General features: G+C 53.9%; 21 protein-coding genes. 9 read left to right on the top strand and 12 right to left on the bottom strand.

Features of this window, described 5'->3' with window-relative positions; all coding sequences use genetic code 11:
* Nucleotides 1–65 precede the first annotated feature (65 nt).
* Nucleotides 66–1,805 (top strand): glycoside hydrolase family 15 protein, encoded by a 1,740-nt coding sequence (locus LJD29_RS13055; RefSeq protein WP_446741980.1) that lies wholly within the window; start codon nt 66–68, stop codon nt 1,803–1,805.
* A gap of 24 nt (nt 1,806–1,829) precedes the next feature.
* Here LJD29_RS13055 and LJD29_RS13050 read toward each other — a convergent pair whose 3' ends face one another.
* Nucleotides 1,830–2,540 carry an MgtC/SapB family protein gene (locus LJD29_RS13050; protein WP_446741979.1) on the bottom strand — a complete coding sequence of 237 codons (711 nt, stop codon included), beginning with the start codon at nt 2,538–2,540 and terminating at the stop codon, nt 1,830–1,832.
* 165 nt (nt 2,541–2,705) lie between these two features.
* Between LJD29_RS13050 and LJD29_RS13045 the strand changes: the two genes are divergently transcribed.
* Nucleotides 2,706–3,839, top strand: coding sequence for a two-component system sensor histidine kinase NtrB (locus LJD29_RS13045; RefSeq protein ID WP_446741978.1), 1,134 nt, complete (start codon nt 2,706–2,708; stop codon nt 3,837–3,839).
* Between the two features lie 30 nt (nt 3,840–3,869).
* On the opposite strand, the gene LJD29_RS13040 is transcribed toward LJD29_RS13045, so the two are convergent.
* The 6 genes from LJD29_RS13040 to LJD29_RS13015 all read right to left on the bottom strand — a co-directional run bounded on the left by LJD29_RS13040 (nt 3,870) and on the right by LJD29_RS13015 (nt 8,926).
* Nucleotides 3,870–4,556 carry a DUF4396 domain-containing protein gene (locus tag LJD29_RS13040; protein ID WP_446741977.1) on the bottom strand — a complete coding sequence of 229 codons (687 nt, stop codon included), beginning with the start codon at nt 4,554–4,556 and terminating at the stop codon, nt 3,870–3,872.
* Between the two features lie 213 nt (nt 4,557–4,769).
* Entirely contained in the window at nt 4,770–5,504 is a 735-nt protein-coding gene (locus tag LJD29_RS13035) for an acyl-CoA dehydrogenase family protein (protein ID WP_446741976.1), read from the bottom strand.
* A 154-nt stretch (nt 5,505–5,658) separates the two neighbouring features.
* Nucleotides 5,659–6,201: a glycosyltransferase family 2 protein gene (locus LJD29_RS13030; RefSeq protein ID WP_446741975.1), complete on the bottom strand. Its 543-nt coding sequence runs from the start codon at nt 6,199–6,201 to the stop codon at nt 5,659–5,661.
* A gap of 154 nt (nt 6,202–6,355) precedes the next feature.
* Entirely contained in the window at nt 6,356–6,931 is a 576-nt protein-coding gene (locus LJD29_RS13025) for an SAM-dependent methyltransferase (protein ID WP_446741974.1), read from the bottom strand.
* 369 nt (nt 6,932–7,300) lie between these two features.
* Nucleotides 7,301–7,666, bottom strand: a complete 366-nt coding sequence (locus LJD29_RS13020) for a MarR family transcriptional regulator (RefSeq protein WP_446741973.1) — start codon at nt 7,664–7,666, stop codon at nt 7,301–7,303.
* Between the two features lie 642 nt (nt 7,667–8,308).
* Entirely contained in the window at nt 8,309–8,926 is a 618-nt protein-coding gene (locus LJD29_RS13015) for a CGNR zinc finger domain-containing protein (RefSeq protein WP_446741972.1), read from the bottom strand.
* A 109-nt stretch (nt 8,927–9,035) separates the two neighbouring features.
* On the opposite strand from LJD29_RS13015, the gene LJD29_RS13010 reads away from it, so the two are divergent.
* From LJD29_RS13010 to LJD29_RS12995, 4 genes are read left to right on the top strand one after another with little or no spacing between them, the layout of a single operon-like run.
* Nucleotides 9,036–9,884, top strand: a complete 849-nt coding sequence (locus tag LJD29_RS13010; RefSeq protein ID WP_446741971.1) for an alpha/beta fold hydrolase — start codon at nt 9,036–9,038, stop codon at nt 9,882–9,884.
* Nucleotides 9,885–9,925: 41 nt separating this feature from the next.
* Complete coding sequence (locus LJD29_RS13005; protein WP_446741970.1) at nt 9,926–10,621, top strand: alpha/beta fold hydrolase; 696 nt, start codon at nt 9,926–9,928, stop codon at nt 10,619–10,621.
* Nucleotides 10,622–10,651: 30 nt separating this feature from the next.
* Nucleotides 10,652–11,422: an SDR family oxidoreductase gene (locus tag LJD29_RS13000; RefSeq protein WP_446741969.1), complete on the top strand. Its 771-nt coding sequence runs from the start codon at nt 10,652–10,654 to the stop codon at nt 11,420–11,422.
* Between the two features lie 6 nt (nt 11,423–11,428).
* Nucleotides 11,429–12,091 carry an MOSC domain-containing protein gene (locus tag LJD29_RS12995; protein ID WP_446741968.1) on the top strand — a complete coding sequence of 221 codons (663 nt, stop codon included), beginning with the start codon at nt 11,429–11,431 and terminating at the stop codon, nt 12,089–12,091.
* Between the two features lie 139 nt (nt 12,092–12,230).
* Here LJD29_RS12995 and LJD29_RS12990 read toward each other — a convergent pair whose 3' ends face one another.
* From LJD29_RS12990 to LJD29_RS12970, 5 genes are all read right to left on the bottom strand, one after another.
* The gene (locus LJD29_RS12990; protein WP_446741967.1) at nt 12,231–13,106 is read right to left on the bottom strand and encodes an NmrA family NAD(P)-binding protein; all 876 of its coding nucleotides are present in this window, start codon (nt 13,104–13,106) and stop codon (nt 12,231–12,233) included.
* Between the two features lie 98 nt (nt 13,107–13,204).
* Complete coding sequence (locus LJD29_RS12985) at nt 13,205–13,738, bottom strand: helix-turn-helix domain-containing protein (RefSeq protein ID WP_446741966.1); 534 nt, start codon at nt 13,736–13,738, stop codon at nt 13,205–13,207.
* Between the two features lie 865 nt (nt 13,739–14,603).
* Nucleotides 14,604–15,008 carry a hypothetical protein gene (locus tag LJD29_RS12980; RefSeq protein WP_446741965.1) on the bottom strand — a complete coding sequence of 135 codons (405 nt, stop codon included), beginning with the start codon at nt 15,006–15,008 and terminating at the stop codon, nt 14,604–14,606.
* A 20-nt stretch (nt 15,009–15,028) separates the two neighbouring features.
* Nucleotides 15,029–16,048, bottom strand: coding sequence for a hypothetical protein (locus LJD29_RS12975; RefSeq protein WP_446741964.1), 1,020 nt, complete (start codon nt 16,046–16,048; stop codon nt 15,029–15,031).
* A gap of 8 nt (nt 16,049–16,056) precedes the next feature.
* Nucleotides 16,057–17,310, bottom strand: a complete 1,254-nt coding sequence (locus LJD29_RS12970) for a hypothetical protein (RefSeq protein WP_446741963.1) — start codon at nt 17,308–17,310, stop codon at nt 16,057–16,059.
* A gap of 246 nt (nt 17,311–17,556) precedes the next feature.
* Here LJD29_RS12970 and LJD29_RS12965 point away from each other — a divergent pair, with 246 nt between their 5' ends.
* The 3 genes from LJD29_RS12965 to LJD29_RS12955 are packed head-to-tail and all read left to right on the top strand — an operon-like array spanning nt 17,557 to nt 19,328.
* On the top strand, nt 17,557–17,751 hold the full coding sequence (locus LJD29_RS12965) for a ribbon-helix-helix domain-containing protein (protein WP_446741962.1): 195 nt from the start codon (nt 17,557–17,559) through the stop codon (nt 17,749–17,751).
* A gap of 4 nt (nt 17,752–17,755) precedes the next feature.
* Nucleotides 17,756–18,163, top strand: a complete 408-nt coding sequence (locus LJD29_RS12960) for a very short patch repair endonuclease (RefSeq protein WP_446741961.1) — start codon at nt 17,756–17,758, stop codon at nt 18,161–18,163.
* Nucleotides 18,156–19,328, top strand: coding sequence for a DNA cytosine methyltransferase (locus LJD29_RS12955; protein WP_446741960.1), 1,173 nt, complete (start codon nt 18,156–18,158; stop codon nt 19,326–19,328). Before LJD29_RS12960 ends, LJD29_RS12955 begins: the two co-directional genes overlap by 8 nt.

The following is a 19,328-nucleotide window of genomic DNA, read 5'->3' as shown; positions in this document are numbered from 1 at the left end:
GTTTAGATGCGCGCAACGAGAAGCCAAACAGCATCTAAAGCGTTGAATGAACGAGGATGGAATGCGTGGCTTTGGCGATCGAAGATTATGCTCTGATTGGCGATTGTGAAACAGCCGCCCTTGTCGGTAAGGACGGCTCGATCGACTGGTTGTGCTGGCCTGATTTCTCCTCGCCAGCTTGCTTTGCTGCGCTTCTGGGAACCAGGCAAAATGGCAGATGGCTGGTAGCCCCCAAAGAGCCCTGCACGCGAATAACGCGTCGATATCGGGAACACAGCCTCATCCTCGAAACTCGATTCGATACTGCTTCGGGCGTTCTCTTGCTTACGGACTTCATGCCGGTGCGAGAGATGCATTCGGATGTGGTGCGCATCGCCACCTGCCTCGAAGGCACGCTAAAAATTCGCATGGAGTTGTGCATCCGCTTCGACTATGGTCGGACAGTTCCATGGACCGGTCCGCATGAAGGAAATTCCTGGACTGCAGCTGCAGGAACGGGGATCGCTTATCTTCGAACGCAACAACCGGTGCAGACCACGGACAATACAGCGATCGCCGAATTCACGCTTAGCAAGGGGCAGCACCGTTCTTTCGCATTAACGTATGTCCACGCGAATGAGCGTGCACCTCGCCGCATTAATGTCCAGAAGGCATTGAAGCAGACTGAAATTTTCTGGACGAAATGGTGCTCGCAGAACATATATCAGGGAGCGTGGCAGGAAGAGGTCGAACGTTCATTGATCACACTCAAAGCGCTCACCTATCGCCCCACCGGAGGTATTGTCGCAGCTCCCACGACCTCTTTGCCGGAGCGCCTTGGAGCAGATCGTAATTGGGATTATCGCTTCTGCTGGCTCCGTGACGCTGCTTTCACGCTTGAATCCCTTCTTGCTTCGGGATACCACGAAGAAGCGAAGGCATGGCGCGACTGGTTGCTACAAGCGGTAGGGAGCGACGTTCGAGGTATGCAGATCATGTACGGCATGCGCGGCGAGCGCCATCTTCCTGAATGTGAGCTACCGTGGTTGAGAGGGTATCGACGTTCCCAGCCGGTTCGAATGGGTAACGCAGCGTCTGACCAACTACAGTTGGACGTATACGGTGAAGTTGTCGACGCCATGATGAGCATGAAGCGTGCTGGAATTCAGCCCAGCGCCCGTCTTCTGCAACTTCAACGAGAACTGACTGACCATGTTGCTTCCATCTGCCATCTGCCCGCGTCAGGGCTATGGGAACAGCGGAAGGAAAAGAAGCACTACACCTACTCCAAAGTCATGGCCTGGCTGGCGCTTCATCATGGAGCTGTCAATACCAAGGGCAGAAGAAGTGCGGAATGGGTAGTCACTCGCGATCGACTGTATCGACAGATATGCCGGCGAGGATTCAATAAGGAACTGGGAAGCTTTGTACAGTCCTACGACTCGGACGTTCTAGATGCCTCCACATTGCTCATCCCGATCTCCGGATTTATACCCTTCGACGATGAACGCGTCCGAAGCACGATGGATGTCATTCAGAGAAAATTGAGTAGGGATGGGTTCATCTATCGCACTGTACCAGGCAAAGGGAAAGAACGTGAATCCGCCTTCGTAGCTTGCTCATTCTGGATGGTCCAGAATCTCGCGGGTTCCGGACGGCGGACCGAGGCGGAGAGGCTATTTGACAAGCTCGTCCGTAAAAGAAACGACGTAGGACTTCTCTCCGAGGAATATGATCCGATGCGAAACCGATTCATGGGGAATTTCCCGCAGGCGCTTTCTCATATCGCGCTGATCAATGCTGCGAGGACGTTGGGTTTCATGTAAGAGTCGGCCTCTCTTTCTCTCGATTCAGTTCATCGGTTTTCCAGTACCGCTCCATTCACATGTCACGACGCCAGGCAATTGCCTGAGGCGCTCCACGATGTCCGGCATCGCGGCTGCCTCATGACGATGCCACCGTATTTCGAACTGGAATTTATTGCGTTGATCTTCGGCATCATAGCGCGCAGACGCGGACTTTATGTGCAGCTGTTCGGTTCGCAAAAGTCGGGAAAGTGATTGGGCAGAAACGTTGTTTCCGTTGCTGATGATCGTCAAGGCCCCCCGCTGGTAAGTTTCGAGGCGCTGTTCTCCGAAACGAAGCGCCCAGAGAACCAGGAAGCCTATGATGGTGGCCGTGCTCCCAAGTACGACCTGACCTCCACCAAGACATAGTCCGACGATCGTCGAAAACCACATGGTCGCAGCCGTTGTGATTCCCAGAACCATCTCGTCTTTTCTGACAATGGCGCCCGCCCCGATGAACCCCACGCCGGTCAGAATGCCCAATGGCAGACGCATGAGATCCATTACGGCATAGGAATCGTGAGGTTTTCCGTTGGTCTGAATCAGCAGATTCATCTGAATCATGGAAATTGAGGCAGCCAAGGTCACCAGAAGCGTGGTTCGCAATCCCGCTGGGTGCCCGCTCTTGCTGCGTTCCGCTCCGAGAATGCCTCCCGCGACGATCGTCAGGATCAGTCGAAGGGCTATCGCGGGCCAATGGATCTCCGTCATCATGAATGAGAATTGTATGCCACCGGAGTGGACTTCTTGCACCTGCCTGTGCAGCGCAGTCTTCGATCTTTCTTCGATCTCCTGTATTCTTGAACTCCTAGGTTCTCCCGTTGCTACTCGGGTGCGTTCGCCAGTTCATAACAGGTTTCGTTCGTCAGGAGGTCAAGGGTGTCGTCGCTTCCGCCAGGTTTGTTCCCTTCCGGTCCCCCCTGGATGGAATTTGCTCCTCATTTCACGAGAGAGGAAGCGACCCAGTTTCTGGCAGCCATCGTCGAGTCCTCGGAAGATGCAATTATCGGAGAGGGCCTCGACGGGATCATTACAAGTTGGAACGCAGGCGCCGAACGGATGTTTGGCTACACGCGGACGGAAGCTATCGGTCAGTCCGTATCCATTTTGCACTCTGAGGGGGATGCGCAAGAACTGGATGCCATTCTGCAACTGATCCGAGAAGGAAAAAGAGCGAGTCACTTTGAGACGAAGCGTTGCAGAAAAGATGGAACTCGCATTGACGTATCCGTCTCGGTTTCACCGGTTCGCGACGAGAATAGGAAGATCATCGGCGGAGCGAAGATCATCCGTGAAATCACCGATCGCAAGCGTTCGGAAGAACTAATCCGCAAGACTGAGAAGCTGGCCGTTGCCGGACGCCTCGCAGCGAGCGTCGCGCATGAAATCAACAATCCCCTCGCCGCCCTCACTAATCTGCTGTACCTCCTCAAGAGTGAGAGCCTTTCTGAACGAGCTTCAGAGTTCCTCTCCATGGCAGACCGTGAATTAGCGCGCGTCGCGCAGATCACAACTCAAGCACTGGGCTTCTATCAGGAGAGCGGTCCACCTTCAGCAAGTCGCCTATCCGAAATCATCGATCAGGCCCTCCTGATTCATCAGCATCGAATCGATGCTGCCAGCATTCTTGTCGACAAACAGTGTGAAGAGCCCCTGTCGATCGTTTGTCATGCCGGGGAAATTAAGCAGGTCTTCGTCAATCTGATCGGGAATGCCCTCGATGCGATGCACGGCAGTGGCTTTCTGCGTATCCAAGCTCGTCTTGTGGATACTTCTGTTGAAAGCGGTCAGATTGTCAGAATCATCGTCACCGATAATGGCGTCGGCATCGACAAAGATACTTTCGAACGTCTGTTCGACCCTTTCAATACGACGAAGGGACCGACAAGAACCGGCCTTGGTCTCTGGATGTGCGAGCAGATTGTCCATAGACATTCTGGCAAAATCACAGTCAAGAGCCATCAGGATGGCGCCAGCCGCGGAACAACCGTGGTGTTTGATCTGCCTGTGTAGGGTCAGAAATAGCCTTGAGGTCTGGAGAGACTACCCCATTCTCTCTTTCCAGCCGATACGCAATAGCACGCCGTTCATCGGATAGGAAGTGATAAACCCGCAAATCATCCCTATCTGCATCATGAACCAGTATGTCGCCTGATTGGGGTGCAAGTGCGGCTGCCGAAAGAACACGAAGTAGACAATAGCCATCCATCCGTACATCCCGACCTGAAATGCCAGGATTGATAAGGTGTCCGCTTTGGCGGCAGCTGCCAGTCCCTGGGATGGCGAAAGGCTACGCATCGGCTTGATCGTGAAATACTGAAACGCGATCCCTACCATCCATGCAATGACGAAGTCCCATAAATAACTTGCCCATAGTTCCGACCCCAGCAAGGTGATACCGAAGACGAACAACACGAACTCTGTTACGAGGTCCGCCAAGGCACAACCAGCGCCGCAGTGGCTCGTGGCCATCGCAATCTGAGTCCAATCTTCAATGTGCTCTGTCTTCTTTTGCACTTGCTCCCGGCTTGAATCTTCCGCCTGTTTCTGTGGTTTCCTTCCGACTCGAAAGTAAAAGAACAGCGCAAGCGGGCCGAAGTAGAGGGCGGTTGCCGGCCAAACGACATTCATGATCCACATTGGTTGTGGATTGAAGGCCTCATCGATGGAGATCACAACCGCGCTCAGAATCGAGATAGACAAGGACAATAGCGCGAAAAGATGAAACATGCTCCCCTCTCAAAGCCCCTATCGCATTTCGATGCAGACGAGAACTTCCGTCGATCGGTATACCGGACGTCATCCAGTTGACTCTGCGTATCTAACGGAACGAGATGAAAACGATTCATACGGATATATTGGAGATCGCATATCTGGAGGGTGGCCCAACGGCCGGAAAGTCGGTCAATCTCGTGTCATTCTCGCAAGCGCCTCTAAATCTCTTTACGCATGAGATTGACGAAGATACAGATCGAGTTCCTCATATCGTTGGCTGATGCTTCCATCCATCGAGAGTGGATATGGGCCATATGCGCGCGCGAAACGCCGCGGTATGTCAGTGCATCCCTGCTCAATAACATGACGGACGATCAGCGCGCGGCGTTGCGCTCCCTCGCTGTCATCCGGCCTTTCATCAATCTGCCGGCCTGCACTTTCGAGGAATGACTTCATCGCCCAAACTCCCGCCTGCATGGCGCCCAGATGAGCCAAGGTATGACTGTCCCTGCGATTTGGCTGCAGCGCATAATCCATCAGTCCTTCCGCGCCTCCCGCCCAACATGCTGCGGGACCACAGGCGCCATGCCAAAATCCGGGTCTTTTTAGGTACCAGCCTGGGGTCCCGATGATGTCTGTTTCTGATATGGGAGTATTTTTGAACCGGACCGTGGCTGTCTTGGTTTCTTGAAATGCGCGAACCTTCCAGTCGCGATCGTCAATGGCAATCGTATGGGCGGAGGCTCGAAGATCAACCACGATCAATTGATGATCGGGGATGGTAGCCGTCACCAGAGCTTTGTCAATCAAGGACGCGCCGCTGCAAAACATCTTGCTGCCCTTGACGACGAGTCCTTCGCGTGTGCGATGAAGCTCTATACCTTTTCCTTGAATTTCCGAGGCCCAGACTCCGTATACCGCGTTATCTGTAGAGAGTCGGCCTGCCGCTGCAAGGATTGCCACTGCGTCATAATGGGCTTCCGCCATTCGAGCGAGGGAGAGATCTCGTCGCCCGAATTCCACTAGTCGCAAATGTCGCTGAGCGTGCTGCCACGACCCGGCAACGGCATCTCTTGTTGAAGCTCGGTTCGGAGTTCTGAAATCAACTCGTCGCCAGTCATGCGAGGGCCTCATTGTGGGCGGCCAGCGCGTCTGCGAACCCGTGAGGGGCGCGCCCGATGCGCCTTCCGCTGGTCGTCACCCGAAGAGCCGCGGTCGAAATTCGTGCCTCCCCCAGGCGATTCCAAAGATCATGATCTTCAGCACTGGCAAGGTTTGCCCATCCTCCCGCTTCGAGATAAGCATCCGCGCGAATTCCAAGATTTGCACCATGAACGTGCGAATGTCTTCCATCGGTGTTGATGAGATAGCTGATGTGAAAGCGTTCCTGCACTTCAGGACCGTGCTCGCAGAAGGTGTCCACAGAGATAATTCCGGCCGCGGCCTCGACGCCTTCCTCGGCGAGAAGCAATTGCTTCACAAGCCAGTCCTCTGGAACGATGCAATCGGCATCCGTATGAGCAAGCCAACACAGCGAAAGCATTCCATTGCAGCGGCCCAATGCGCGGCGTGCCGCTGCAGCCCGCGCGCAACCCACGATTCCAGCGTCTGTGATGACGACCTCGCCCTTTCCTCTCAAAATCTCCTCCGCAATCTTCAATGTTCCATCCGTGGATGCGTCGACGGCAACGACGATGTCCCAGGTGATATGCGGGGCAACATGCTGCAGGCGTCGAGCACGGACTTAAGACACCGCGGCAGAAGTTCTTCTTCATTGCGTGCTGGAATGAGAACGCAGATATGCCACGGTCGCATCATCTTCTCACCATCCGGTCTAGACGGAAGTGAGCGTATCGCTTCTGATCATCGAGCGATAGCAGAGCACACTCGCGGATAACTCCGTGAACTGCATCCCCGCTCAAAAGATGGTCCGCGGATGTCCCCAGCCAGTGGACTGCAATAAAGTACCCGCCGGGGGACAGTTTATTTGCAAGGTGATCCACGATGACCCGCAGTTCTTCTTCCTCGAAGTAGTAACCAATCTCGCTGAAGACAATGAGATCGAATTCTCCTGCAGGCATCGCTTCAGGGAGCGAGCCGCATTCAAGGTGAACCTGAGGAAGATCCTTGCAGCGCTCCTTCGCGTTCGAAGCGGCGGTTGGAGAGATTTCGCGTGCTTCGAGCCGGTCGCACAGGCCAGCTAGATTCCGAGTAAGCACTCCGATGGAGCAACCCGGTTCGAATGCTCTCGAATATCGCCGCCCGTCCACTGACTCCAGAATTTTGACGTAGCGCTCTTGCTCGTAACTGCTACCTTCAAAATTCCAAGGGTCGACATGCCGTCGATACATGGTTTCGAAGAAAGCCGCAGTTGTCGTCACATTTCTCATTCCGTCGCGAAGACCTCAAATGGCCAACGGACCGGCCCAAGTAAATAGTCCGGCAGAATCGGTTCGCCGGATGGGTGGTTGAGCTGGGACCGGTGGCAACGAAGTGCTTCTTCTTTGGAATGAAGTGCGTCTGAATCTAGGAGAAGACGTCTGAGAGGCACCCCTCTCAAGAATTCTGGCTCGCCTCGATGCCACGTCCAGAAAAAGTACAAACTTGGCCAATCCGAGACTTGAACGTCAATGGGCTTAACGCGAAGCCCATGTCGTCGTGCATCTTCGACGATGACAATTTTTAGTCTCTCGTGGCAGCGATCACCGTCATGAGTGCGTTGGTTAATGGATCGAACGACGCTATCCTCATCTTCTCTTTCAATCGTGTCTGGGCTCGCATCCAATGAGGTTTTGTGCGCTTATACTTTTCGATCCCCGCCTCAGTAAGCGTGAACAATTTACAACGCCGGTCGGCCCCTCTTTGAAGCCAATCCATCCGTGGCCCTTCAATAAATCAAGTGTTCGAGTCAGGGTTGTTGAGTCCATCTCTAATAGTTGTGCCAGGTCTTTCTGAGCGATCTCGCCCGCGATGTTTAGGGCCATCAAAATGGTGAACTGCGTTATCTCGATCTGCTCCCGCTTCAGTTCCTGGTTGTAGTGGCGCGTGACTGCGCGGGAAGCCGAGCGGAGATTCGCGCAAGTGCACGGAAGTGTGACTGGATTCTTCAAAGCCTGACCAAGCATATCGATGTATATACATTTATTATGGGCCAGTGTCTAGCCAGTTCCCCAGTTTTCTCGGCCTGCGGCCGACTAGGAGACTAGCGTGCAGCCAACTTCCACTATCAGCGCTTATGAAGACTTAGCCGCGATATCAGAATGGACGAGTTTGCCTCTATGCCATCTTTCTGCGAGCCAGACACGCAGAAAGAACAGAGATGCATTCAGTATTTGGATGACCGGCAGCAGCGAAGGCTCGATGTTGCCGTGCAGGAACAGGATCGTCGACCCCATAAGGACAGCGTGCAGGAGCACGCCCTCTGCAACGATGAACGCTAGAACTGCATACGGCAACCCCTTCTTTCCAAAGCATACCGTCGCTACCTCCGCCTTGGCGGAGGATGACTGAAACTATGGCCTGATCCGAAGCAAAACTTTGCCATGACCTCTTTGCGGAGATGTTCTGCGTGACGCAAAGCAGATCAATGCCCAGCCATTGCTGTTGCTGGACCTCAAATTGAGCTAAGCCATGCGGTGATTTGAGCTCGAAGGACACCTATTATTGTATTTCAACGTATTGAGAAACGCTCTTGGCGTAACAAACGGATCACTCACCACAAGCCGACATACCAATAGCAATTTAGACGCGAGATCCAGCTGTTTCGATCAGGGGTTGCGCCTTCGTTGCTGGTAGGCAGCGACCTTCAGCTTGTTGCCGCAGATGTTCATACTGCACCAGCGTCGTGAGCCCTTCTTGCTTGTATCCAAAAAGTGCAAGACACACGCCTCACACTGTCGAAGACGCGAGTGATCCGCCTCGACGATAAGCTGCGCAGTCGATTCAGCAAGACGCGTCCAGAGATCGCTCGGTTGACTCAGTTCATCACGCGTCTGTCTGATCAACGTTTTGCCATGTCGACACACCAGCGCATGCGTTGGATGCCGAAGCAGAAGGGTGTTCAGTTCTGAAAGAAACCCATCGGTAGGAAGGTGCCCGCCTTCGATGCGCACAACGGCCCCACGTAGGCGCTCACGAAACGCGATGACCTCATGAAGGAAAATCTGGGTCTCTGCCGAACCGCGCCAGGAGCGCAGCACTGCCTTCTCTTCTGCGAAGGTGACTGTGCCCGAAGCAATGAGCCACCGTTCGAATGCCGGGTAATCGGACAACAACTCTGTGGGACCTGCAGGAAGGACCGGCTTTGTATTCAGCAGGTCCAGAATGCGCTGGTTGCCGATGAAGGGAAAACCGTCTTTCCATTCTTCCTGGACTGCCGTGGGCATTTGATCTCCTTGTTCAAAACTAGTGTAACACCGTTATTGACATTTATAACGGTGTTGCGTAGTGTTCAGTTCTGTAAGCAGAGCGCAAGGCGCTCTTGAAAGGTGTCCCATGACGAAATATCAAAGTATCGCTGTCAACGGTCGTAAGATCTTTTACCGCGAAGCCGGTTCCAAATCGTCTCCGACAATTGTGCTGCTGCACGGTTTTCCGAGTTCCTCACACATGTTTCGCGACCTCATTCCAAAGCTCGCGGACAAATTCCATGTGATCGCACCCGACTACATCGGCTTCGGATACAGCGATGCGCCCTCCCCGGATGCTTTTACATACACGTTCGACAACCTCGCCGAACAGATGGAGCAGTTCCTTTTTCAAGCACTCGGTCTGACGAAGTTCAGCATCTATGTCCAGGATTACGGGGCGCCGGTCGGGTACCGCATCGCATACAAACATCCGGACGCTATCGAAGGCATCGTGGTGCAGAACGGCAACGCCTATGTGGAAGGGATCGGTGCGGCCTTCGATCCGATGAAGCCGTTCTGGGCCAGACGTACTGCTGAGACCGAGAAGCCGGTCCGGGATCTCCTCAAGAAGGAGACAACGATCTTCCAGTACACACACGGAACGAAGGACGCTTCGTCGATCAATCCAGACGCGTACACCTTCGATCAGCTCTTCCTGGACCGTCCGGGGAACGATGCCATCCAGCTCGCGTTGCTCCACGACTACCAGAACAACTTGGCGAAGTACGACGACTGGCATCAGTTTTTCCGCAGCAAGCAGCCGAAAACGTTAATCACCTGGGGCAAAAACGATCCCTTCTTCACAGTGGAAGGCGCGCAGGCCTATTTGCGTGACATCCCGAACGCTGAACTGCATCTGCTCGATACCGGCCACTTCGCGCTTGAAGACTCCTGTGACTTCATCGCGCGGCAAATCATCCGCTTTTTCGCCTAAACGCAGAAGAACGTGCCGAGCAGATCGGCAGATGGGAGCACATGATGCTGATTCTAGAGAATGCCACGGTGATTTTGGCCCACGGGGCGTGGGCTGATGGTTCGATATGGCGAGAGGTCATCGGTCCACTCGAAAACGCGGGCCTTCGTGTCGTAGCGGCACCCCTGCCACTCTCTTCCTTGTCCGACGATTCGGCGGCTTTAGCGCGGACCATAGCCAGAACAACAGGGCCGCTGATCCTTGTGGGCCAGGCCTACGCGGGAGCCGTCATCGCGACCGCAGTCGATGAGCGTGTCAGAGCCCTCGTTTATGTGGCTGCGCTTGCTCCGGACGAAGGTGAAACCGTAGCTGAAGTCTTTTACAAAGATGCCTCCCATCCCCAAGCACCTCAGCTCGCACCGGACGCCGAAGGCTGGATCTGGATGCCCGACGATGGCTTTACAAATGCTGTTGCTCAGGAAGCCTCAGGTGAACAGATCTCGATAGCGAAGGCGGTGCAGCGCCCGATCTCCGTTCGCTGCATCCAGGAGCCAGCGCCCTCACCAGCCTGGAAGCAAAAGCCATCCTGGTTTCTCATCGCCGAGAAGGATCGGATGATCAACCCTGCGACGCAGAGCTTTATGGCGAAGCGCATGGGCGCAACAACGGTCTCGCTGGCGGTTGATCACACTCCTATGCTCACCGCCCCCTCGCACGTCATCGACATCGTGCTTGCCGCAGCCAGGGCGACACTCTAAACCGTTCCGAATTGTCCTAAAGGAGGTTCTATGAAGAACACAGTTGCCATCGTAACGGGAGCTAGTCAGGGAATCGGCCGCTCGGCCGCAATCCGTCTCGCGCGTGATTTCAAAGCCATTGTCCTTGCCGCTCGAAACGGCCGGGCACTCGACGAGGTTGCCGAAGCCGTCAGGCAGGCGGGTGCCGAGCCGCTCATCTGCGCAGTAGACCTCAGCCAGGCGGAAGCAGCGACCACGGTGGTCGATGGTGCGCTCAAGAAGTTTGGTCGGATCGACGCGTTGCTGAATATAGCCGGTGCGGTACCGCAGATCGATCTTTTCGAAATGACAGATGAGCAGTGGAAGGCCGGCATGGAGCTTAAGCTCCATGGGGCGCGTCGCCTTACCATTCGCGCCTGGGACGTACTCAAACAAGCGCAAGGCTCCGTCGTCTTCATGTCGGGCAGCGCGGCTCTCGATCCGAAGCCTGCTTTTGCAGCGGTTGCAGCGACCAATGCCGCGATCATCGCACTCGCGAAGGCGTTTGCAGAGCAAGGCATCAAAGATGACGTACAGGTCAACAGCATCGTCCCGGGCGCGGTCATGACGGGCCGTCGGCGGTCTTTCCTTGAGAAGTGGGCACCGGCTCACAACATGAGTGTGGAGGATGCCACCAAGAAGTTTCCCGAGGATGCGGGCATCCGACGCTACGGGGAACCTGAAGAGATCGCGGAGCTTCTTGGCTTCATGGTCTCTCCTGCAGCCAAGTGGATGACGGGCACGTCCGTGCGGATGGACGGTGGAGAGGTAAAGGGGATCTAGTCTCACATGCAATCGACCACACACATCGCATCCATCAACATCGGCAAGATACGAGAGTTTCCACTCGCTGGCAACATCGTCAGGACTGCCTTTTTCAAGGACCCGGTCAACCGGAAGATAGAAGCTGGTCCGTTAGGCTTGAGCGGCGACGAGCAGGCTGATCCGACTGTGCATGGCGGGTGGGATAAAGCTGTCTACGCTTACCCGGGAGAGCACTATCCCTCGTGGGAACGGACGCTTGGCAAAGATAGACTCTCTTGGGGAAGCTTTGGTGAGAACCTTACCATTCAGGGGCTCACGGAAGAGCAGGTGTACATAGGCGACACCTTCGCCATCGGAGACGCACTCCTGCAGGTGACCCAGCCTCGCAGTCCTTGTTACAAACTCCAGATTCGGTTCGATAGGCCGGATGCTGTCGCCCTGTTTGTGAGGGAAGGTCATCCCGGCTGGTACTTCTCGGTATTGAAGTCTGGCAGTATCTCGCCAGGAGATTTGGTCTCTCTTACCGACCGCAAACAGGAAGCCATCACCATAGCAGATGTGTGGGCACTTAGCTTCAAACGTCAAGCCAGGCCGGTCACTTTACAGCAGATCGAGGCCTTGGAACAGCTTCCTGCGTTCTGGAAGGAACGCATATACAGCTTTGCAGGTAGATCGCCCGCCAGATGAGTAGGGCGATCTTCAGATCGCCTACACGCGGTGAGTACAAAAGATGTGGAAGACCACCCACTTTCTACCTGACGGAAGAACGTTGCGCGCTCCACCGAGATTTCTTCCGCTTCCGGACTTTGCTGAAGCAGGCCATCGTTTACTGCGGCGGCAGAAGGGGCCTTAGCGCGTCGGTCAGTCCCGTTGTGCCATAGATCACCTCATCGGCATTTGGCTCTATGTCTACCAGGCCGCCTTTGTTTTTAGCCTCGTTCGCCTTGATCAGGAGATCTGCAAGACTCCCGGGTATCTGCTCGAACGCCTTGGTCCACTGGGAGCGGGGTACAGCTTGAGCATGGATCGTGCGGCCTGACAGCTGGCTCAGAGCCGTAGCCACATCACTCGCGCTATATCGACGCGGCCCCTCTGCGTGGATGACGTCAAGATCGCGTCCACTCTCAGGTCGAAGCAGTAGTTTGGCGGCGATGAGACCGAGGTCTTGAGCTGAGATCGTTGGTTGCACCTTGTCAATCGAATCTTGGAAGGTCGGCAGAGTTCCGGATGCAAGCGCCACTGGGATGACGCGTCCCCAATTGTGCGTGTGCTCGGCAGAACGAAGGATTACCTTATGCCCATCGAGTGTATGAAACAGGGCCTCGAACTCGTGGAAGATGCTTGGCATGCCGATATCCTCGGAAACGTGCGCGCCGTAATCGGAAATGGCCAGCACGCGCTTGGGATGCGTCTGTCTGAGCGCGTTAATGATGCTCTCGCCCGAGAGTCGCAAGTCTCCGGCTGGGTCCTTCGTTTGGGGCCGCAGTGGGATGATGACCTGCACAGTATCGGCATTGCGTATTGCTTTGACGAGAGAAGCAGAATCCTGCAAGTCGGCCACGGCGATTTCACACCCTTGCTCTCTGAGACCGGCACCCTTTGCCGAGTCGTGAAGGATTGCTCTAACCGGCACGCCCGCTTGGCGTAGTGCTGACGATGTTGATCGTCCGACGTTTCCAGACGCCCCGATGATTGCAAACATGCCCTTATCCTCCGTTGCTATGGAGCGAGACTAAAGAACGAGGGCATTTGGGATCGCGCAGATTCAGACATGATTTTGCAAGTTCGGGCAGATTTTGTCTACGGACGAGTAATCTCGCTTGGAACATGACCGAGAACGCGGCGCATCGTAGAAGCCATATGACTCTGGTGGGTAAACCCGGCCGCAAGCGCGATCTGGCTTGCAGGCATCTTCGTCGTGGATAACATCGCACGTGCGTACTCGATGCGGCGGCCAATCACGTAGCGATGGACAGGCGTTCCCGTGCTATTGCGGAATAGCGTTTTGAGACGCGTTGTGCCGACACCGGCCACGGATGCGAGATCGGCCAGATGAAGCTTCTTATCGAGATTCGTCTCGATAAACTCGATCAGAATCCGTAACTGACGCGCCGACAATCGCGGCGTGCTGGAGCGCTCTGGAGGCGACATGCGGTCGAAAACTAACTCGACCATGCGCACTGCTAACGCGTTCGCCAGAAGATCGATATAAAGCGGATCGGAGGGAACATCGGCCTCAAGATCCGCCTTGATAGCCCAGCCGATCGCTTCAATACGGGTGTCGCGGAGTCCAAAGCAAGGAATGAGTTTAGCCTTCGTCGAGCTCCTTCCCATTTGTTCTGCAACTTCTTCAAGGAGCGACGGACGAAAGCTTAGTCGCAGAATTTGGCAGTCCGCATCGTCCTCCCAGGAACCGTCCATCCCCGCGGGAATAACACCGATGTCCCCTGGCTTCTGCACCCCCCGCATCCGAGTTCCGCCGACAGAACAGTTTGCGTTCACGGGCCGCCCGAAGTGCATGCCCAAAACATGCCGCTCTGCACCAGGGGCACATGTGCGGCCACGCGGTATATGTACGAGGTCGGCATCAAGCGCATTCCAGCCTCTGTCAGCGCTTGAGAAGAGAATCCGAGGTGTCTGCTGCGGTGGGACAGGCTTCAAACGCGAATGCACTCGAGCACGTCCTTTCTATTTTGATGATATTCAAGTGCCACAAAACCCAGCGAAAGTCCGCTCACCTCACCTTCGTTACATTGGGTACTGCAGTTACCCACAACGCCCATGAAATCTTTTAGAAACAATCAGTTAGCGTAACTGTCACATCAGACGTCGGTGAGAGCTGCAGATCAATGATGATGAGGTCTTAGGCTTCCGCACCCAAGCGCGGATTTAGAGTGATTCCTTCGGCGGATATCCGTAGCGGGGTGTGTAGCACTGACCAAAGCCGTCTCTGGCCACCATCACTGCTACACACCCCATTCCGGCTCCCGGCAGCGGGTATTGTTCTAAATCCACGGTTGAATACTGCGGCATGAACACGGCCTCCCACGGCGAAGCCCAGGTTCCATGGTCGGTGGAGTGGCAGTAATGGAGTCCAGCTACGGCTCTTCGTCCAACATTTACACACCGCTGTGTGTTCCTCTGAATGGCTTCGTCTTCATCCGGCGACAATCATGTCGCATGAGCGGGTACAGTCAACTTACCATTCGCCTTCATCACAATGAATTTCATCCTCGCTAATCAGAACTTCACCCTTTGAATCGTAGTAGAAACCATAGAGAGGCATTGCGGGACGACCTTGCGAAGCGGCCTCTTCCCCTTTGATTCGAACGAATTCTGTAATGAGAGCTTTCGCTTGTTCGAATAGGGGGAGTCCTCCAAAGTCTGGTGGAAGATTGAAAACATAAGTTCCCGTTTTCGTGGATCGGTTGCCTCGGCCAATACGCAAGACATACTGCCGCCGATCTCCAAACATCAAAGAGAAGACCTTTCCAAAACCTCCGGTATGCGGGCCATAGTCCAAGGATTCGACTTTAACTTCGATTTTGAGGGGAAACTGAGTTCCCATTAGAGATCTACGACCAACGACCGTGCTCGTTTTCATGGCTAATTCTCTAATTCCATTTACACAAGGATTCGCTTCCGATCCAATGAGCAAAAATCGGCAAACACGCCAAGAACGGATTGGGTTTGTGATGGCAACTGGGATGGGGTTGGAACAGACACCGCAAAAGCGGCAGACTCGAAATCCTTAGCCATTTCGAAGAGGTAGCTATGTGTAGACGTCCGAGAAAAAAAGTCAGCCAATAAATCCGCCCTGATGACTTTAACCTGTTCACCAAGCTCCTGTACGATTGTTTCCCCTATACCAACTTGGTTCGAAACACCTTCTACAAGACTTGCAGCCATCCGACCAACCTTCTCAGTGAAAGCCCTGCCGGCAGAACCGTAACGAAAGCCGCTATCTAGCAGTTCTCTGCGCTGCTCATGTTCCGCGACTACATGTTCGCGAAGAATGAAATCGACTGAGACCAAAAAATATGCGGAACAGATGTACACCATTCGTAAGAGCGTCGGCTGCGGAGCATGGGCTGTGGCAAATGCTTCAAGAAAATATGCAACATCTTGAAGCCACGCATTGCTTCCGTCGAAGGTCAGTGACGTGAGGAGCCGTGATTTACTTAACTCATATCTCCCTCTCCAGTCTCCTCCCAGCTTGCCCATGGATCCTTGCTCCAGTTCCACAAGTAATTCCTCTTCGCTAATTCGTTGAGAAGGCGTACGCCCGTTCTTCGTTAGCCTCGCGAGGAATTTGCCGTCCAGCACTGTGACTTCGTGCTGTAAACCGAACTCTCTCACATCTGGACGTGTATCAGTCGTGGCGACGATGCATCCATCTAGTTCGAGGACGGACTGCAAACCCTTGGCCCAAAAAATTCGTTCAAGGGCCTGTGGCGTTTTTTTGTTTTTTATATCGACGTTCAATCGTTGGCGGCCAAGCGGAGACGTTTTGCTATACAGCCAAATGTCGATATCGGTTACGTCAAACTGATTGAACCGGAATTTACATCCACGCACTACAAAGAAGCCGGCCCCGACGAAATAGTTTCTCAAGGCTTCTTCCGCCTTTGGACCCTTTGCCATTATCTCTGTCATTTCGATAGCCCCCCAGTTCTGATTTCGTTGAGGAGGTTACGCGCACTTGTCTTGGTCGCCTGCGTCGAATTCTTTCGTTTTACTTCACGGGTTGCTTCAGGATGTATATATTCGGTCACGGCTGCGCCTGGGAGCTGCTGGATGCTTTCGGCGGTGATGTCGCCGTCCTGAATTACTGTTAGCGCCAGTCGCCCCACTTCGGGCTTGAGAAGTTTCATGTAGAACATCCCGCCATATGCAGGCTTAACTTCGACAACACCCTTCAGTTCTAATGCCTGGTAGTCATTACCGATTGCCGTTGCGGGACCGATGCTGCCTCCTGCTATAAGCCGGTTCATCAACGCTTCAATCATTCGGATTCGTCCGCGTGAATATGAACTGATCGTCATCCCATATGTGAGAGAGGCTACAAGCGCTTTAGCCAAGTCAAGCGCATCGTCAGCAATTGAATTAGTAAACTTTGAAAATGCTGCGGGACGCGTTACAAAGTAAGTCTTGCCAGTGTCGTTACCCACTACGCTCACATCCAACATGCCAATAGAATGGAGCTTATCGAACAGCGCTTGCCCTAGGAGGTGGGTCACTACTGGGAGGGGAAGGCAACCGGAAGCCTGAAGTCTTTCATTAAGCTCAACGACGAGTTTGGACTCGTCCGGCTTCAAGGAACTCAGGACGGCATTGACCTTTTTAAGGTTGTCCCGGCGAAATAAATTGCCATTGAATAGCAACTTCTCATTGTTGGAGATTACTTCGGAATCAAAGAAGCCAATCTTTTCGCCTAACAGAAGGGCACTCTCAGCTTCCGCCTTCGGCAGCTTATACGTATCTCCAACCATCTCCGAGGCTATGCGATCCGTTATCGGCTCGTCGGATACTTTTTCAGCGATGTCGATTACGGCACGTTCATGAGATTGCGGAGCGGAATCTTCAAAAATCGTTGCAGTGTGCTCAAGAACAGCTTGTCCGGTTATACCGAGCACTTCATAGCCGCCTTTGCCCTTGGCGATGAGCCGTTGTTTTTCAAGCTCCGCTAATATCGCTGGCGCTTCGGTCTTCGCGCTTATCTGATTTGCGCGAGCCAAGGCGTCCATTCGCTGCTGAAGTATCGAGGTTTGCTGCTCACCTGAAATGGCTGACAGCAAAATACCGCATTTGCTGGAAAAGGAGATTGCGTCGAAATCTTGATTTGTCGTCGCTTGCAGTTTCCGCCCATGATGTAAAAGCCATGCGCCTTTGATCCGTTTCTTCATCTCACTCACCGCTCCGCCGCAGCAGTTTTCCCTTTATCCGTGAGAATGCGAACTCGATCCTCTTTGATCGATCTCATTGATTGCACACGGCTTATAAAGTCAATGTCCAACATGAAGGCCAGTTTCGAAGTGCGACAAGGCAAAATAATTGTTTCACACTGTTCCACAGTGGGGGAACTCGATACAATCCTCAGAGATCAATGCAGCACTCTGCAGCATCTTGCTGCAACTGAAAGGAGGTTCCGAATGCCCTCCATCAAAGATCCGAGTTCTAAACCCGGGACTTCGCGAGTTTCCGTGACGCTGGCGCCTGATGTTCATCAGACGCTGGAGCGCATTGCGCGCGAGAAGAAGGTGTCCTTGGCATGGGTGATGCGCGATGCGGCAGAACAATATATCGCGAGCAAATGGCCACTCTTTGGCCGCCCAGAGGGAGCGTAATCGTGTGGACAACATTCCACCTTCCGAGCGATCAGAAATTATGTCGCGGGTTCGTGCGAAGGATTCCAAGCCAGAAATGGCGGTTCGGAAACTTGTCTTCGCGGCAGGTTATCGCTATCGCTTACATGGACGGAAATTGCCGGGATGTCCCGACCTTGTTTTCAAAGGTCGCAATAAGGTCATATTTGTTCATGGATGTTTTTGGCATCGTCACGAAAATTGCGCCCTTGCGCGCATGCCGAAATCAAGACTCGACTTTTGGGAGCCTAAACTTCAAGCCAATAAAGAACGTGATGCACGAAACACAGAACTATTGATGAGAGATGGCTGGAAAGTTTTGACCATTTGGGAGTGCGAGTTGAAGGATATCGAGCGGCTGAAGCAAGTGATAAGGAGGTTCCTCGATGCGTAGTGTCGAGCTTTTCGCGGGAGCGGGAGGCCTAGCCATAGGAATGGCGAATGCCGGTTTTGATCATGCTGCTGTCATCGAGTGGAATCACGATGCTTGCGAGACATTTCGCGAGAATCAGCGACATCATATGAGCTCCGTTGAGCGGTGGCCCCTTTTTGAAGGCGATGTCCGGAAATTCGACTACTCCACTATTTCCGAAGAGGTCATGGTCGTATCTGGTGGTCCTCCCTGCCAGCCGTTCTCGCTTGGGGGAAAGCACCAAGGATATCTCGATGCTCGCGATATGTTCCCTGAGGCCGTGCGCGCCGTACGTGAATTGCGCCCCAAGGCTTTCATTTTCGAGAACGTAAAGGGACTTCTACGCGAAAGCTTCGCAGACTATTTCGAGTACATACATTTGCAATTGACCCACCCAAACTTGATCCGCCGTAAGGATGAGTCATGGGGAGAGCACCGTATTCGCCTAGAGCGCCACCATACCTCGCGACGGGTCCGCTCAGAATACAATGTCGTCTTTCGTCTTCTGAACGCCGCAAATTATGGTGTGCCACAGCGCCGCGAGCGTGTATTTTTAGTCGGGTTCCGTTCAGACCTAGGAGTGCAGTGGAATTTTCCTGAGGAGAAACATTCGGAGGATTCATTGTTGCATTCGCAATGGATAACCGGCGAGTATTGGGATCGACATAAAGTAGCAAAACGCCATCGGCCTACGTTGGCTCTGCGTCAAGCTGCCCGAGTAGATAAGCTTGCCGAACTGTTGAACGACAGCAAAGAGCCATGGCTCACTGTGCGCGATGCACTTGTTGGACTGCCGGATCCTGAGAAGCAACCTCGTAATGGCATTGCCAACCACGTCTTTAGCCCGGGAGCTCGAAGCTACCCCGGACATACAGGAAGCCCTTATGATGAGCCTGCCAAGACCCTAAAAGCGGGTGATCACGGTGTACCTGGCGGTGAGAATATGCTTGCCAGAGTGGACGGTTCGGTACGGTACTTCACAACGCGGGAGGCAGCGCGGCTTCAAACTTTTCCCGACGACTATATTTTTCGGGGCGCTTGGACCGAGGCGATGCGTCAACTTGGCAATGCCGTACCAGTACGGTTGGCTGAAGTTGTTGCAAGTTCTGTCGCTGATACCTTGCTCAAGATGAGAGGACATGAGTAA

The organism is Silvibacterium acidisoli (assembly GCA_022870745.1).
Taxonomy (GTDB): domain Bacteria; phylum Acidobacteriota; class Terriglobia; order Terriglobales; family Acidobacteriaceae; genus Silvibacterium.
The sequence above is the reverse complement of the archived record's forward strand: the minus strand, read 5'-3'. Positions and strand labels throughout refer to the sequence as shown.

Coding starts and splice junctions, on each gene's coding strand:
- LJD29_RS12985 (WP_446741966.1), bottom strand. CDS start 13,738: ATGGGAAGGAGCTCGACGAAGGCTAAACTCATTCCTTGCTTTGGACTC.
- LJD29_RS13040 (WP_446741977.1), bottom strand. CDS start 4,556: ATGTTTCATCTTTTCGCGCTATTGTCCTTGTCTATCTCGATTCTGAGC.
- LJD29_RS12970 (WP_446741963.1), bottom strand. CDS start 17,310: ATGAAGAAACGGATCAAAGGCGCATGGCTTTTACATCATGGGCGGAAA.
- LJD29_RS13010 (WP_446741971.1), top strand. CDS start 9,036: ATGACGAAATATCAAAGTATCGCTGTCAACGGTCGTAAGATCTTTTAC.
- LJD29_RS13020 (WP_446741973.1), bottom strand. CDS start 7,666: ATGCTTGGTCAGGCTTTGAAGAATCCAGTCACACTTCCGTGCACTTGC.
- LJD29_RS13025 (WP_446741974.1), bottom strand. CDS start 6,931: ATGAGAAATGTGACGACAACTGCGGCTTTCTTCGAAACCATGTATCGA.
- LJD29_RS12975 (WP_446741964.1), bottom strand. CDS start 16,048: ATGGCAAAGGGTCCAAAGGCGGAAGAAGCCTTGAGAAACTATTTCGTC.
- LJD29_RS12955 (WP_446741960.1), top strand. CDS start 18,156: ATGCGTAGTGTCGAGCTTTTCGCGGGAGCGGGAGGCCTAGCCATAGGA.
- LJD29_RS13000 (WP_446741969.1), top strand. CDS start 10,652: ATGAAGAACACAGTTGCCATCGTAACGGGAGCTAGTCAGGGAATCGGC.
- LJD29_RS12995 (WP_446741968.1), top strand. CDS start 11,429: ATGCAATCGACCACACACATCGCATCCATCAACATCGGCAAGATACGA.
- LJD29_RS13050 (WP_446741979.1), bottom strand. CDS start 2,540: ATGATGACGGAGATCCATTGGCCCGCGATAGCCCTTCGACTGATCCTG.
- LJD29_RS13005 (WP_446741970.1), top strand. CDS start 9,926: ATGATGCTGATTCTAGAGAATGCCACGGTGATTTTGGCCCACGGGGCG.
- LJD29_RS12965 (WP_446741962.1), top strand. CDS start 17,557: ATGCCCTCCATCAAAGATCCGAGTTCTAAACCCGGGACTTCGCGAGTT.
- LJD29_RS12990 (WP_446741967.1), bottom strand. CDS start 13,106: ATGTTTGCAATCATCGGGGCGTCTGGAAACGTCGGACGATCAACATCG.
- LJD29_RS13015 (WP_446741972.1), bottom strand. CDS start 8,926: ATGCCCACGGCAGTCCAGGAAGAATGGAAAGACGGTTTTCCCTTCATC.
- LJD29_RS12980 (WP_446741965.1), bottom strand. CDS start 15,008: ATGAAAACGAGCACGGTCGTTGGTCGTAGATCTCTAATGGGAACTCAG.